We start from the raw sequence: 14,314 nt of genomic DNA on the forward strand, positions 1-14,314 counted from the left end.
ATGTAATTTATTTTGGTTCATACATTTTTTATATATTATCAATTATAGGTCCTTCCTTTTTATATCCTTTTGATTTGATAAACCCAACAATGACACCTATGAAAATCCAAGAAAGACCTACAATTTTAGTATTTCTATCAAAGCCTGACCATACAAATGCACAAACGCCAAATCCTATAAATGGAAACAACAAATGAAACAAAACACCTTTGCCTCCTCTTTCTTTTTTCTTAAAAAAGAAATATGCAATTACAGATAGATTTAAAATCATAAATGCTGTTACTGCACCAAAGTTCACAAACATTAAAATGGTTGTTAATTTTAGTGTTAAAACAAGAATAGTAGATACAATCATTGATAGTATAATTGCATTTGCTGGAGTCATATATTTAGGGTGAACTTTCTTCAATATATTAGAGCCAGGAACAATGTTATCTCTACCCATAGCGAATAGAATACGGGCTACTGCTGATTGAATATTAAGGGTAACAGCAAGTCCAACTGCAACTACATTTATGAGAAGCATAGCCACATAAAAATACTGTCCTCCAATTTCCTTTGCAATATCAAACATTGCCATATCTGGATTTAAATTTGCATAATTACTGTGAGCTAAACAAGCCAAATAAGTTTGAACTAAGAATATTAAAGCTGTTGTTACTAATGCCAAAACAGTTGCTTTTCCAACTACCTTTTCAGGCTGTTCCACTTCCTCAGCTAATGTACTTATTCCATCAAATCCAACAAATCCTAATAGAATCATAGAAGTTGCAGTTGCAGCAAATTTCAAATTAACATGTTCTGGTTGAAAAATTGGAAGTAATGAAAATCCTCCTATTCCCAATCCTTCAATAAATACAAATTTAATAGCAAAGCTTACAAATAAAATTAGTGCTATAATCTGTAGTATAAATAAAAATGTATTTACTTTAGCGTTTAATTCTACTCCCCGAATGTTAATAAGACCAGTTATTATAATGAATATAATAGCTAAAACTTTTGGATCAAGACCTGGAAAAATACCTGTTAACCATAAACCTGAAAATAAACACATAAGAGCAGGTGCAAGAATATAATCTGATAAAATAGTCCAACCTGCTATAAATCCAATATGCGGATTAAATCCTTTCCCTACATATGAGTAAACTGACCCTGCATATGGGAATTCCTTACTGAATCGAGCATAACTCAACGCAGTAAAAAGCATAAGCACTGCCCCGATTAGATACACCAAAGAGACCATTCCATAACTTGCTTGAGCAGCTGTACCGAACACTTGAAAAGGTGCAAGAGGTGACATCGTAATCATACCGAATATAATTAAATTTTTCATCGTAAGTGTTCTTTTTAATTCTTGTTGCATACAAATTCCTCCTATTCATCTTTAGTTAAATAAAATGTATTACGTCTATTATAATATCGTTTGTTTAAAAAAGATAGTATTTTTTTATTTATTGTGTATAAATACCACACTTTTTTTATAACTTTAGCAAATTATACAAATTATATAGTTCATTACTAAAAAGATACTTTTGAAAATTCCTTTTATTCCTATATCTATATTTTCTTTAACCTCTTCTAAAAAACCTTCATCTCATGTATGAATAATTTTAATTATATTAAACATACTAAATCTGTATTTAATTATTCTAAAGGAGGTTTTATTACGTCAATTTTAAAATATTTCCATAATCCTAAGAAATCCAAAATTGAAAAACAAGATCAAAAAACTGAAAAAAAATTATCTTCTCAAATAAAACTTTCTTTAGATTTAGCTGCTAACATTGAAATAATACAAAAGATGCTCGGTTTTTCCAGTGACATAGTAGTAAGAAATTTTACTATTTCTCCAGATTGTGAAATAAAAGCAGCGGTCATTTTTATTAAGGGCCTGGCTGAAAGAGAACTCATTAACGAACAGGTTATTGGAGCATTGATGCTAAATGAAAGGTTTAATGGTTTCAAAAATACTAGTGAGTTTTTTCAAACGATAAAAGAATATGGTTTACCTAACACTTACGTAAATGAAGAATCTGATATTAACAACATAGTAACTGAATTGATTGATGGCAATACAATTCTTTTGTTGGACAAAATAGACAAAGTTCTTATAATAGGAAGCTCAGGTTGGAAGGACAGATCAATTTCTGAACCAACAAGTGAAAATTCGGTAAGAGGGCCAAAAGATTGTTTTACAGAAAACATTGAAAATAATAGTGCTCTAATAAGGCGCCATATCAAAAGTTCTGACTTAAGGATAGAATCATTTAAAATAGGTACAAAAACTAAAACAACAGTATTGATAGCCTATCTTAAGGGAATAGCAAGGGAAGGAGTAATAAATGAAGTTAAAGAACGACTGGAACGAATTGAAATTGACGGCATACTTGAAAGTGGTTATATTGAAGAATTAATAGAAGATACCCCTTCATCTATGTTTCCTCAGATAGGACACAGTGAAAGGCCTGATAAAATTTCTGCAGCAATTTTAGAAGGTAGGGTAGCCATTCTTGTAGATACAACTCCTTATGTGCTCATAGTCCCTACAATTTTTGTTCAGTTTATTCAGTCGGTAGATGACTATTACCAGCGTCCTCCTATGGGGTCTTTTGCAAGATTCATTCGAATTATTGCTTATTTTACTTCAGTTCTTCTTCCTTCACTGTACATTGCTTTAACAAGCTTTCATCAAGAAATGATACCTACTACACTGGCCTTGTCAATTGCAGCTTCCCGTGAGGGTGTACCTTTTCCAAGCATAGGAGAAGCCTTTATGATGGAAATTACTTTTGAAATTCTAATGGAGGCAGGCCTCCGTTTACCCAAACAGGCAGGTCAAGCCGTAAGTATAGTTGGCGGTCTTGTTATAGGGCAGGCTGCAGTTCAAGCAGGTATTGTTTCACAGGCTATGGTAATCGTGGTAGCCCTAACAGGTATAAGTTCCTTTGCCATTCCAGCTTTTGATGCATCATCCTCAGGACGTTTACTTCGATTTCCCCTAATGATAGTAGCTTCTATTCTCGGTTTACCTGGTATCCTAGCAGGATTAAATATAATCATTATTCACTTAAACAGCCTGAGTTCTTTTGGTGTGAACTACATGGAACCTTTTACATCAGCAGACAAAAGTATAACTGAAGACACTGTACTTAGAAAACACTGGTGGAAAATAAACCGACTTCCAGGCTATATTGCCCGTAAAAGTATTGTAAGAGAGGCTCCAAACATGAAACCAGGACCAAAAGCAAATTCTACAGAGAAAGATAATAATAGTTAATTCTGTTTTCAAAAAAGGAGAGATTCGGATGAGGAAGATAGCTTTGGGATTAATTCTTATACTTTCACTTCTACAAACCGGTTGTTGGGATGCCAGGGAAATCGATGAACTTGCCTTTGTATTAAGTATTGGTTTAGATAAAACAGATTATGGATTTAAAGTAACGGCACAAATTGCAAGTCCGGGAACTTATAGTAAAACACCATCAGGTTCTGGACTTACCCAAAAGAATAAACCCTTCTGGATAATCACAAGTACCGGTAAAACAATTTTTGAGGCAATACGTAATATGGCATCTATATCTTCCCGTCGTATATTTTGGTCTCATATTAAAGTAATAGTTATAAGTGAACAGCTAGCCCGGAGCAATACCCTTGAAATATTTGATTTTTTTACTAGGAATCCCGAACTTCGTTTAAGAACCCTAGTTGCAGTTACCCCGGGAAATGCAGGGAAAGTTCTTGATGTTGTTCCTGTAACGGAGAAAGATCCAGCTGTATACCTGGAAAAAATAATTAGGAATAAAAATTTAACAGGAAAATCTTATGACATAATGTTAAAGGATTTTATTGAAGATTATCTTGACCCATATGTAGGTCCAGTAACCTCAAGGATCATTATTGACAAATCAAAATCAGAGCCTATTCTAAAAACAAGTGGTGCATACGTTTTTGATGACAATAAAGTATCCACTGTACTTAGTGAAAAACAAACAAGAGGACTTTTATGGATAAAAAATAAAATGAATGCATCAATAATGGTTGTAAATTGCCCCTATGATGGTATGCCTATTACACTTGAAATTAAAAGATCTAAGTCTTCCATCAAAAGTTATTTGGATGGTGAAGTCCCCCATTTTTCAATTAATCTTAAAGTAGATGCTACCATAACCGAACAATCATGTCTTACCAACTTTAACGACATTGGGAAACTAAATAAATTGGAAGAATCACTGGAGAAATCCATTTGCAAAGACATTCAATCTACAATACTAACAGCAAAAGATATACAAACAGATTTTCCCGATTTAAGTTTTACACTACACAGACAACATAGAAAAGAATGGAATCAAATATCTTCAAAATGGGATCAGCTTTTTAAAAATAGTAAGGTTAATATAACTGCAAATGTAACTATTCATCACGTATCATTGGCAAAGCCCCTAGAGCCAATAAAAATACAGAAATAATATATGGGATAAAGGAGTAAAAAGTACTATGATGCAAAAAAAGGAAACCATTAGCAATAACCAGTTTAGAGATATTCTGATTTGCGTTATGTGGCCTGCAACAATCAACTACGCAAGCGGCATTTTAGCTAGAGAAGTAGGCCGTGATATGTGGATAAGTGGTATTATAGGTATACTTACTATAATACCTTTTTCTCTTCTCATTATTTATATAGGACAAAGTTTTCCTGGCAAGACAGTTGTACAATATGGCCAGGACTTGTTAGGTCATGTACTAGGAAAAATTCTAGGGATAATACTTACACTGTACTTTTTTATCATGTCTTCCAGTTCAATATCAATGTACATCCATCATCTTACTGATTTCCTACTGCCGCGAACACCTTTTTTAGTACTAACTACAATGCATGTTTTGGTAATATTCTATTTAGTATGGAAAGGTTCTGAAGTCATTGGAAGAACAGCTGTTATTGCTTTCGGCGCATCAATAATTTTTTATTTTCTTGTTTTCATGGCTTCTCTAGGTGAAATAGATATTAATAGAATTGCACCTTTTTTTGATTCAGGAGTCAAAAATGTATTTAAATCCACTTTAAAAACTAATACATTTATAGGCATATCCCAAATACTCATAGCTATGATTCTTCCCATGGTCTATGATCAAAAAAAAGCTTTTGGCTCAGCGGCTTCTGGTATCCTCATTGGAGGTTCTTACTTTGTCTTCTATTTTATTGTAGAATTAATGATTATGGGCCCTCATGTAGTAGCCTTAATGCGTATTGCCAGTATGGATTTTGTAAGGTCCATACAAATAACCCAATATCTCCATCGTTTTGAATCCTTTATGGTTGCCCTGTGGTATTGGAGTATAATGACTCAGGCAGGAATTCTAGCAAGCTGTTCTTTAACCGCCTTTATGCAAACTACTGGAATAAAAAAGAAAAATCCATTCATTATTATTGTTTTCGCCTTAATAATGATAATTGTTACCTTTTACCTAGGGCATGACAGAGTGTTATTTTTAAATTTAAGGGAACATATATGGCAATATTTTTCCCTTCCAATTGACTTCGTAATACCTTTATTACTTTTCTTTGTCCTAAGCATAAAAAAAAGATTACATATGATAAAAAGCAAATAAATAAAGTTGAAAGTTCAACCTTAATATGTTACTATTAATATAATATAGTTGAACTTTCAACTATTGTTTAAGGAGGTGAAAGGTTATGGAAATCTTACATAGTCAGATACTGAGGGAAATAGGAGGTCTATCTCGCTGTATCCAGTCTATAAGTGACTTTAAATTTAAAGAAATAAATCTACAAAAAGGTCAATTTACATTCTTAACAAGAATATGTGAAAATGCTGGAATTAATCAAGTTGATTTATCAACTCTCTTAAAAGTAGACAAAACTACAACAACAAAAGCTGTACAGAAACTTATCGAGGCTGGATATATAAATAAAAAAAAGGATGATATTGATAAAAGAATGTGGAGACTTTATCCAAAAGAAAAGGCATTAGATATATATCCATTTATAATTAAGGAAGAAAACAAACATATACAAATTTGTTTCCATAACTTCAGTAAGGAAGAAAAAAAACTTGCCTATAAATTAGTTAAAAAAATGAGAGAGAATATTGAAAATCATTGGAAAGAAATAAAAAATTCTTAGGAGTGATCAATTATGATAAGAAAAGCAATTATGAACGATATAAAAGATATTATGGAAATTATAAGACAAACTATCACAGAAATGCATACTTACAACAATACTCAATGGGATGAAAATTATCCTCAAAAAAAAGATTTTATTGATGATATTGAAAATGAGAACTTATTTGTAGTAGAAAAAGATGAAAAATTAGTTGGTTTCCTGTGCATCAATAAAATAGAACCAGCTGAATATAAGGGATTAAATTGGTCATTAAATGAAGATTTTTTGGTTCTTCATAGAATGTCTGTTAATCCTAATTGTAGAAGATGCGGGATTGCCACTGAATTAATGAAATTTGCAGAAGACCTTGCTCTAAAAAATAATATAAGATATTTAAAAACAGATACTTATTCGGTAAATGCAAAAATGCGAGCACTTTTTAAAAAGTGTAATTATAATTTTGTTGGAGAAATTCACTTTAACGGAAAAGAAAAACCATTCTACTGCTATGGAAAAAAATTAAATAAGTAAAATCTCATATTTCAGCCAGAAATTGCTTGATATAAATAAATTTTTTACATATACTACATTTAGAAAATAGATTTGATTTGGAGGAACATATGAATAAAAAAGAACTTTTTTTAAGTAATATAGAAAATGGACATAATGTAAAACTATCATTAATGGTAATGAAAATAATATTTAAAGATGCTTCTAAGATTGTATGTATATTAGCCGATAAGAGTGGAGAAATAAAAGCTAATATGCCAAATATAAATGAAAATATTACACAAGGAACAGTACTCGAGGCTGAAGGAATTAAAGATAATATTCTAGATATAAAGAACTATAAATTAATTTCTGATTATAACGTTTCAGATTATCTTCCAACAGTAAAAAGACCTATCGAAGATATCATGGAGGAAATTGAACTGTATACAAATAAATATATTATTTCTAAAGAAGCTAGAGCTTTAAGCGACTATTTCTTTAAAGATGAACTATTTCTAAATAAATTTAAAAGAGGAATAGGTGGTGTTTCCATGCATCACAATTATATAGGAGGCCTTGCGGAACACACCTTGAACGTTATGTATTTAACTGCTGTGCTTTGTGAAAGGTATCAATGCCGGAGAAAAGAAATGGCAATGCTAGCAGCAAAACTCCACGACATTGGAAAAGTTTATGAATTGTATTATGATGGCCCTTTTAAATATACTCTTAGAGGAGAAATGGAAGGTCATATTGTTATTGGGGTAGAACTACTAGATAAAGCTATTAGGGAAAATCCTACACTGTATTCAGAGGATTTTATAATGAGGATAAAAGGATGTATTGTTCAGCATCATGGGAAACTTGAATTTGGTTCTCCAAGAGAAATGAAAACAGAAGAATCATTTATAGTTAACTATGCTGATTCCATAGATGCTACTATGAATAAAATTTGTCAGATAAAGGATGAAACTGAACCTGATAATTGGTCAGAATTTGATAGAAGAATTCAAACAAAATTATACTTATAAATAAAAGAAACGATATAAATTTAAAATATTCATCCAATTTTGATCACTTAAAAGCCCTCTAAATAATTATATTATCTAGGGGGTAACATATTTTCTAAAAATAAAGCTATTTTCTGATTTAATTTTATTACATCATTTATATTTATTCTACAGATATGTAAAATAAAAAGGCATACTTCTACGCTTCATATTTTTGTTTTAATCTCTCCATTATTTCTTTGTTTTGTTCAACAATACCATTCATCTTCTTCTGTAATTTCTGTATATCTTTAATATTTTCTCTTACCTTAGCATCTTCATAAAATGAAGTATATTCTTTTTTACAATGTGGACATTCAAAATAAGTCCTTCTAACACTATCATTTACCCAATCTGTTTCTAATTTTTCTATTCTAAATATTTTTCCACAATCATCACAATGAACTTCAATTCCTTTTAAAGTATTTTTCATAACATCCCTCCTAGAATTAAATTAATCTTGTTTTTCCTTATTTTTCTCTTCTTTACTATCACTAATTTTTTCTTCATCTTTATTAAGTAAATATCTGAAATCAGTTAAATCCTTATTTTTACCCCTGCCACCATTTTTACGTCCCAAACAAACCACCTCCCAATTAGGCACTAAAACTTTATTTTTCATTCCATAACATCTAACTTTTTATACTTATGTCCATATCTATAGTATAACCTATAGATACAATTAATACTAATATCATATTACTGCAATTGTTTTCTAATCCTGTATTGCTCCTGAGGTAACTTAAGAATATATTTTTTTATATTGGTAAAGATACTTTAAGAGAATATTTTCTAACAGTAATGGGAAGAAGGGAATTCATATTTAATGAAATTTTCAAAAAAAATGAATGTAAGAAACGACATAATAAATAAAGCTAATCCTGCCATACATATAAGTAAAAATATAAATGAAAATATATCAAAACTAAAAAATGATTTTGGATACAGTAGTGACATTGAAGTTAGTTGTTTCAATTTTAATAACAACAAAGATTTAATTTGTGCAAATATATATATTAAAAGTTTAGTAGATAAAAACATTATAAATAGTTTATCATTGCAATTGTCCAAATTAAAAAGCAAATGTTATGATACAGAAACTGATATAAATTTTGATATGCTAATGAATTATTTTTGTGGCACAAGAGATTCAAAAGAAGGGCTTGATTATGACACTCTTTATGATGATTTGTTATCGGGTAATACTGTATTTCTAATTGACGGATGCAATAAATTTTTTACAATAGTTACAAAAAGCAATGAAGGTAGGTCTATCGAACAGACTACTTCCCAAACTGTAATAAGAGGACCTAAAGATGGATTTACTGAAAGAATAGACTCCAATATCTTACTTATCAGGAGAATAATTAAAAATAAAGATTTAAGAGTGGAAAATCTATCTATAGGCAGTATAACTAAAACAACAATAGATTTAGTGTACATTAACAAAATAGCCAAAAATGAGATTGTTCAGGAGATAAGATCCCGGCTTAATAAAATAGAAATTAATGCTGTACTAGATGGTGGATACATTGAAGAATTAATTAAAGATGACAAATATTCCATATTCCCTACTTTTTTTAATTCTGAAAGACCTGACTCTGTTGCTGCCGCTTTACTTGAAGGCAAGGTAGCAATTTTAGTTGATGGTACACCTTATGTATTAACAGCACCTGCTCTTATGGTTGAGTTTTTTCAATCCAGTGAAGACTATTATCATCACTACATTATATCTTCTATGATACGTTTCTTTAGGTTTATTGCTCTTTTTCTTACACTTTTGACTCCTGCGCTATATATATCACTAACAACATTTCATCAAGAAATGCTTCCTACACCATTGCTTATTAGTATAGCAACACAACGTGAAGAAGTTCCCCTTCCAGTTTTGCTAGAAGCACTGTTTATGGAGTTAACATTTGAAATATTAAGAGAAGCTGGTATAAGAATGCCTAGAGCTATAGGATCTGCCATTTCTATAGTAGGCGCCTTAGTACTTGGAGAGGCAGCAGTAAACGCTGGTGTTATATCGGCGGCTATAGTTGTTGTTGTTGCACTAACTGCCATATCGAGTTTTGCTATACCCAATTATGAAATGTCAAATGCTATAAGAACACTGAGGTTCTTATTAATGATTTTAGCAGGAATTCTTGGCTTGTATGGTGTCTTTATGGGATTAATTATACTGATACTTCATTTGTGTAAAATAAAATCCATAACGGTTCCATATTTAACACCTGTGGCACCCAAAGTACAGGGTGGAAACAAAGATACCTTTTTTAGATTTCCTCTATGGAAAATGAAATATAACCTTAAAGGCATTAGCAGTGCTGATGCGGCAAAAGTAAATGAGAGGAGTCCTGTAAATCCAAACCAAAATGAAAAGCAGGAATTAAGCTAATGTACACGAAGTTTAAAAAAATATTAATTTTTTTTATTATAATGCCAAGCATATTTTTGACTGGATGCTGGGACAGCCGTGAAATAAACACTCTTGCAATTACTTTATGTATTGGTATTGACAAAACTGAAAATGGATATTTAGTTTCAGAACAAGTTATAACTCCAAAAGTAGTAGCTTCTAATAAAGCACCAGCTGAATCCCCAATTGTTATATATACAGCTGAAGGAAGAGATTTAGATGCAGCAATTAGAAGTATTACCACAAAATCTTCAAGGAAAATATATAATGCACACTTAAGAATGGTTGTATTTAATGAGAATGTTGCAAAAGATGGTATAAAAGATATACTTGATTATTTTGCACGTTCTCCTGAATATCGTACTGATTTTTATTTTGCCATAACTAAAAATACAACTGCAAAAGAGGTTCTGAGTCTTTTAACGCCTATAGAATCACTACCTGGGCTTAATATGTATAAATCACTTACTATGTCTAGTAAAGAATGGGCACCTACAAAATCCATTAGAATAATAGAACTTATAAACTCTATTATTCTAGATGGAAAAAATCCAGTACTTACAGGAATTAAATTTACTAGTGATAAAGTCACTCCAAAGTCTATAAACGATTTAAAACAAGGTAGTGGAATTAGAAAAGTAACATATAGTGGTTTAGGTGCTTTTAAAAAAGATAAACTTGTAGGATGGTTAAATGAGGATGAGAGCAAAGGCTACAATTATATTACTGGAAATGTAAAACGCACAGTAGGATACACATACTATACTGATAACGTTAAAATTACAAGTGATGTTACAGATGCTAAATCAACTGTAACATCTTCTTTAGTAAATGGTAAACCTGCTATTGATGTTCAGATAAATGTAACCCAAAATACCGGGGCAGTTGGAGGAGATTTTGATGTTTCTAAAGAGGAAAACAAAAATATAGTAAATAAAATGTCTGAGAAAGCAATTAAAATAATTTGTGAGAAGTCAATTCATAAATCACAAACTCAATTAAAAACTGATGTTTTTGGCTTTGGAGAAGTAGTACATAGAGAACATCCTAAACTATGGGAAAAAATTAAAAATAACTGGGATACTGAATTTACACATATTCCTGTCAACATTACCGTGAATGTAAAAACACATCAATTGGGTGAAGTCACAAAACCATTTTTTATTAAGGAGAAATAGTAAATATGTTTATAGTATCTATATTAGCAGTATTATCCTTTAGTATCACATTATGTATTGTAGAAATACCAAAAATGTTAAAAGAAAATCTCCATAGAGAATTATGGACATTTTCTATATTACTTGCTCTTGGTACAGTACTTGCAATACTTAAAAGCCTTAATGTGAAGATACCCAACCCTTCAGACTTTATAGCGTGGGTGTATTCACCCCTTACAAATATTATTAAAAGTTTATTAGAATGAGGTACTTAACATTATGAATAAAATAAAAATTACAAATCATCAGTTACTGGCTATAACTGCAGTATATGTATGTGGAGCATCAGCTATTATTATTTCTGCTAATGCTGCGTCACTAGCTAAGCGGGATGCCTGGATTTCTGCAATAGTAGCAATGCTATTCGGGCTGATTGTAATTTGGATTAATACCTATTTAGGTGGATTATATCCTAATAAGACATATGTTCAAGTTATTCAGTTGTTACTTGGTAAATGGTTTGGTGGATTTGTTGCATCAAATTTTATTTTAATGTGTTTTATTGGTGCACCACAGTTTATATGGTATGTTGGTGATTTTTTCACAATGGAATATATGCCAAATACACCTTCATATGTTATAAATATAATATTTTCAATTGTAGTTATTGTTGCATTGCTTTATGGAATAGAAGTAATAGCCCGTACATTTGAGATATTTCTTTATTTGATAGTTGTCATGTTTATATTATCCATGCTTTTACTTACTCCTAATATAGATATCACTAACATATTACCAGTACTGGAAAATGGAATTGTACCAGTTTTAAATGCTTCTTTTCCACTTCTTGCATTTACAACCTTTCCCACAATTATTTTAAATATGGTATATCCTGTGAATATAAAAGATATAAAGGATGGAAAAAAGTCAATATTAAACGGATATTTGATAGGAATGGCTATTATAATTACTTCAATTTTAATGTGTAATTTAGTTCTTGGAAATACAATTACTGCAAATTCACGATTTCCAGTTTTTTTACTATCAAAAGAAATCAATATAGGTATAATAATTACAAGATTGGAGGCTTTCATAATAATTGTTTGGCTAATTACTATTTTTAACAATACAGTGTTTTACTTTTATGCAGAAACTTTAGGATTAGCACAACTATTAAAGTTAAAAAATCATAAAAAAATAATTTTACCTCTTGGGTTAATTATGATTGTATTTTCAGGTATTATATATAACGATGTTATATATGAAATGAACTGGGATACGGAAGTCTGGCCACTATACATTATTTCATTTGGATTGATTTTGCCCATGTTATTACTTGTTGTATTTTGGATAAAAAAATTATTGCATAGAACAGGAGGTAAAACATAAGTGACATGGATAGAATAAAAATTACAAATCATCAACTTTTTTCATTAACCACCAGTATTACATTTGGAGGTCCTGTTCTTGTTATTCCTGCTCTAATAGCAAGCATAGCAAAACAAGATGCATGGATTACATCATTACTTACTCCTGCATTTGGTATACCTATAATATGGATGTATTGTTTTCTGGGCAGTCAGTATCCTGACATGACATTAGTTGGAATAATAAAAAAAATATTTGGAAAATGGATTGGCTTAATTGTTGCAGGTAATGTTGTATTCTTCTATTTAACAATTGCTTATCATCTGCCATGGTATATTGACAACTTTATAACTACTCAAGTTATGCCACAAACACCAGCATATATTATAAATTCACTATTTGTGATAGCCGTTGTGATAGCTTTATTATATGGACTAGAAACATTTGCACGTACTTCTGAGATAATCATATATTTTACTTCAATTCTATTTTTTTTAGCAATGATTCTTGTTTTGCCAAATGCAAAAATAGAAAATATTCAACCTGTATTTGAAAATGGCATTATTCCAATCCTAAAGAGTTCAGTATTTTTATCATGTTTTTTAACATTTCCTTTAATCACTCTAATGATGATATATCCTATTAACCTTAATACTATATCGGAAGGTAAAAAGTCACTTTTCAAAGGTTATTTGTGGGGTGCATTTATGATTTTTATCACAAATTTTATGTCTATACTGGTGCTTGGAAGTGGAATAACTGCCAAAGAACAGTATCCTACATATTTACTTGCCAAAGAAATAAATGTTGGCATTGTATTCACAAGACTAGAATTTATAATTGCTGCTGTGTGGATTGTTACACTATTTATAATAGGTATATCCTTTTTTTATGCAGGCATAATAGGACTTTCGGAATTGCTTAAACTACAAAACTATAAAAAGATAGTTATGCCGTTTGGACTTATTGTATTAGTAATGTCAGAGGTTGTTTTTCCAGATACTATATATCAAGCAAATTGGGTTAATTTTATATGGACACCTTTTAGTATTACATACGGATTAATAGTACCTATTTCATTACTATTTGTATTTTTAATAAAGAAATGGATATCCAAAGAATAATACTAAATAACATTTAACATATTACGTGTATATCAAAAGGTCATATTGACTACAATATGACCTTTTAACTATTTTATCTAATATTTAGATCTTTCTTTCATTTGCCTGTCTATATCTCTTTTAGCAGCTCTCTCCAGCATTGTATTTCTTTTATCGTAGTTTTTCTTTCCCTTTGCTACTGCTAAATTTACTTTTACCCTACCATATTTAAGATAAAGAGACATTGGCACAAGAGTATATCCCTGTTGGGCTGTATATTGCTGCAATTTAATTATCTCATTTTTATGAAGAAGTAATTTTCTATTTCTTAAGGGATCCTTATTAAAAATATTTCCTTGTTCATAAGGACTAATATGCATATTACATATAAATATCTCACCATTTCTTATTTCAGCATAGCTATCTTTTAAGTTACATTTACCTGCTCTTATAGATTTAACTTCTGTTCCAACCAGTTCTATTCCAGCTTCCATGGATTCTTCAATAAAATAATCATGCCTTGCCTTTCTATTTTCTGCAAGAGTCTTATTACTAGACTTTTTATTAGTCAAAGCATCCCATCCCCTTTCATAACGTCT

The 14,314-nt window shown here is 30.6% G+C and carries 15 protein-coding genes; 11 read left to right on the forward strand and 4 right to left on the reverse strand.

Features of this window, described 5'->3' with window-relative positions; translation table 11 throughout:
• Positions 1-28 precede the first annotated feature (28 nt).
• A complete protein-coding gene (locus tag DMR38_RS19390) occupies positions 29-1,363 on the reverse strand; it encodes an APC family permease (protein ID WP_127723113.1) in 1,335 nt (444 codons plus the stop codon).
• A gap of 237 nt (positions 1,364-1,600) precedes the next feature.
• Here DMR38_RS19390 and DMR38_RS19395 point away from each other — a divergent pair, with 237 nt between their 5' ends.
• The 6 genes from DMR38_RS19395 to DMR38_RS19420 all read left to right on the forward strand — a co-directional run bounded on the left by DMR38_RS19395 (position 1,601) and on the right by DMR38_RS19420 (position 7,647).
• On the forward strand, positions 1,601-3,277 hold the full coding sequence (locus tag DMR38_RS19395) for a spore germination protein (protein WP_243124371.1): 1,677 nt from the start codon (positions 1,601-1,603) through the stop codon (positions 3,275-3,277).
• 28 nt (positions 3,278-3,305) lie between these two features.
• Positions 3,306-4,466, forward strand: a complete 1,161-nt coding sequence (locus DMR38_RS19400; RefSeq protein ID WP_127723115.1) for a Ger(x)C family spore germination protein — start codon at positions 3,306-3,308, stop codon at positions 4,464-4,466.
• Between the two features lie 28 nt (positions 4,467-4,494).
• A complete protein-coding gene (locus DMR38_RS19405; protein WP_127723117.1) occupies positions 4,495-5,607 on the forward strand; it encodes an endospore germination permease in 1,113 nt (370 codons plus the stop codon).
• Positions 5,608-5,692: 85 nt separating this feature from the next.
• Complete coding sequence (locus DMR38_RS19410) at positions 5,693-6,142, forward strand: MarR family transcriptional regulator (RefSeq protein WP_127723119.1); 450 nt, start codon at positions 5,693-5,695, stop codon at positions 6,140-6,142.
• Positions 6,143-6,154: 12 nt separating this feature from the next.
• Positions 6,155-6,655: a GNAT family N-acetyltransferase gene (locus tag DMR38_RS19415; RefSeq protein WP_127723121.1), complete on the forward strand. Its 501-nt coding sequence runs from the start codon at positions 6,155-6,157 to the stop codon at positions 6,653-6,655.
• An 89-nt stretch (positions 6,656-6,744) separates the two neighbouring features.
• Positions 6,745-7,647: a 3'-5' exoribonuclease YhaM family protein gene (locus DMR38_RS19420; RefSeq protein WP_127723123.1), complete on the forward strand. Its 903-nt coding sequence runs from the start codon at positions 6,745-6,747 to the stop codon at positions 7,645-7,647.
• 178 nt (positions 7,648-7,825) lie between these two features.
• Here the strand turns inward: DMR38_RS19420 and DMR38_RS19425 are convergent, their stop codons facing one another.
• Positions 7,826-8,098, reverse strand: a complete 273-nt coding sequence (locus tag DMR38_RS19425; RefSeq protein ID WP_127723125.1) for a hypothetical protein — start codon at positions 8,096-8,098, stop codon at positions 7,826-7,828.
• Positions 8,099-8,119: 21 nt separating this feature from the next.
• On the reverse strand, positions 8,120-8,245 hold the full coding sequence (locus DMR38_RS22605; RefSeq protein WP_279230794.1) for a hypothetical protein: 126 nt from the start codon (positions 8,243-8,245) through the stop codon (positions 8,120-8,122).
• A gap of 246 nt (positions 8,246-8,491) precedes the next feature.
• Between DMR38_RS22605 and DMR38_RS19430 the strand changes: the two genes are divergently transcribed.
• Genes DMR38_RS19430 through DMR38_RS19450 form a run of 5 tightly spaced genes read left to right on the forward strand, consistent with a single transcriptional unit; the run spans position 8,492 to position 13,736 of the window.
• The gene (locus DMR38_RS19430; RefSeq protein WP_127723127.1) at positions 8,492-10,066 is read left to right on the forward strand and encodes a spore germination protein; all 1,575 of its coding nucleotides are present in this window, start codon (positions 8,492-8,494) and stop codon (positions 10,064-10,066) included.
• Positions 10,066-11,265, forward strand: a complete 1,200-nt coding sequence (locus DMR38_RS19435; RefSeq protein ID WP_127723129.1) for a Ger(x)C family spore germination protein — start codon at positions 10,066-10,068, stop codon at positions 11,263-11,265. Before DMR38_RS19430 ends, DMR38_RS19435 begins: the two co-directional genes overlap by 1 nt.
• 5 nt (positions 11,266-11,270) lie before the next feature.
• Positions 11,271-11,510 (forward strand): hypothetical protein, encoded by a 240-nt coding sequence (locus DMR38_RS19440; protein ID WP_127723131.1) that lies wholly within the window; start codon positions 11,271-11,273, stop codon positions 11,508-11,510.
• Positions 11,511-11,523: 13 nt separating this feature from the next.
• The gene (locus tag DMR38_RS19445; protein WP_127723133.1) at positions 11,524-12,633 is read left to right on the forward strand and encodes an endospore germination permease; all 1,110 of its coding nucleotides are present in this window, start codon (positions 11,524-11,526) and stop codon (positions 12,631-12,633) included.
• A 5-nt stretch (positions 12,634-12,638) separates the two neighbouring features.
• The gene (locus tag DMR38_RS19450; RefSeq protein ID WP_127723135.1) at positions 12,639-13,736 is read left to right on the forward strand and encodes an endospore germination permease; all 1,098 of its coding nucleotides are present in this window, start codon (positions 12,639-12,641) and stop codon (positions 13,734-13,736) included.
• 77 nt (positions 13,737-13,813) lie between these two features.
• Here the strand turns inward: DMR38_RS19450 and smpB are convergent, their stop codons facing one another.
• The gene (gene smpB / locus DMR38_RS19455; RefSeq protein ID WP_013240506.1) at positions 13,814-14,287 is read right to left on the reverse strand and encodes an SsrA-binding protein SmpB; all 474 of its coding nucleotides are present in this window, start codon (positions 14,285-14,287) and stop codon (positions 13,814-13,816) included.
• Between the last annotated feature and the right edge of the window lie 27 nt (positions 14,288-14,314).

Source organism: Clostridium sp. AWRP (assembly GCF_004006395.2).
Taxonomy (GTDB): Bacteria; Bacillota; Clostridia; order Clostridiales; family Clostridiaceae; genus Clostridium_B.

What these genes read in the sequence shown, in the direction of transcription:
- DMR38_RS19400 (WP_127723115.1), top strand. Translation starts at nt 3,306, where the DNA reads ATGAGGAAGATAGCTTTGGGATTAATTCTTATACTTTCACTTCTACAA.
- DMR38_RS19445 (WP_127723133.1), top strand. Translation starts at nt 11,524, where the DNA reads ATGAATAAAATAAAAATTACAAATCATCAGTTACTGGCTATAACTGCA.
- DMR38_RS19410 (WP_127723119.1), top strand. Translation starts at nt 5,693, where the DNA reads ATGGAAATCTTACATAGTCAGATACTGAGGGAAATAGGAGGTCTATCT.
- DMR38_RS19425 (WP_127723125.1), bottom strand. Translation starts at nt 8,098, where the DNA reads ATGAAAAATACTTTAAAAGGAATTGAAGTTCATTGTGATGATTGTGGA.
- DMR38_RS19420 (WP_127723123.1), top strand. Translation starts at nt 6,745, where the DNA reads ATGAATAAAAAAGAACTTTTTTTAAGTAATATAGAAAATGGACATAAT.
- DMR38_RS19430 (WP_127723127.1), top strand. Translation starts at nt 8,492, where the DNA reads ATGAAATTTTCAAAAAAAATGAATGTAAGAAACGACATAATAAATAAA.
- DMR38_RS19405 (WP_127723117.1), top strand. Translation starts at nt 4,495, where the DNA reads ATGATGCAAAAAAAGGAAACCATTAGCAATAACCAGTTTAGAGATATT.
- DMR38_RS19395 (WP_243124371.1), top strand. Translation starts at nt 1,601, where the DNA reads ATGAATAATTTTAATTATATTAAACATACTAAATCTGTATTTAATTAT.
- DMR38_RS19415 (WP_127723121.1), top strand. Translation starts at nt 6,155, where the DNA reads ATGATAAGAAAAGCAATTATGAACGATATAAAAGATATTATGGAAATT.
- DMR38_RS19450 (WP_127723135.1), top strand. Translation starts at nt 12,639, where the DNA reads ATGGATAGAATAAAAATTACAAATCATCAACTTTTTTCATTAACCACC.
- DMR38_RS19390 (WP_127723113.1), bottom strand. Translation starts at nt 1,363, where the DNA reads ATGCAACAAGAATTAAAAAGAACACTTACGATGAAAAATTTAATTATA.
- DMR38_RS19435 (WP_127723129.1), top strand. Translation starts at nt 10,066, where the DNA reads ATGTACACGAAGTTTAAAAAAATATTAATTTTTTTTATTATAATGCCA.
- DMR38_RS19440 (WP_127723131.1), top strand. Translation starts at nt 11,271, where the DNA reads ATGTTTATAGTATCTATATTAGCAGTATTATCCTTTAGTATCACATTA.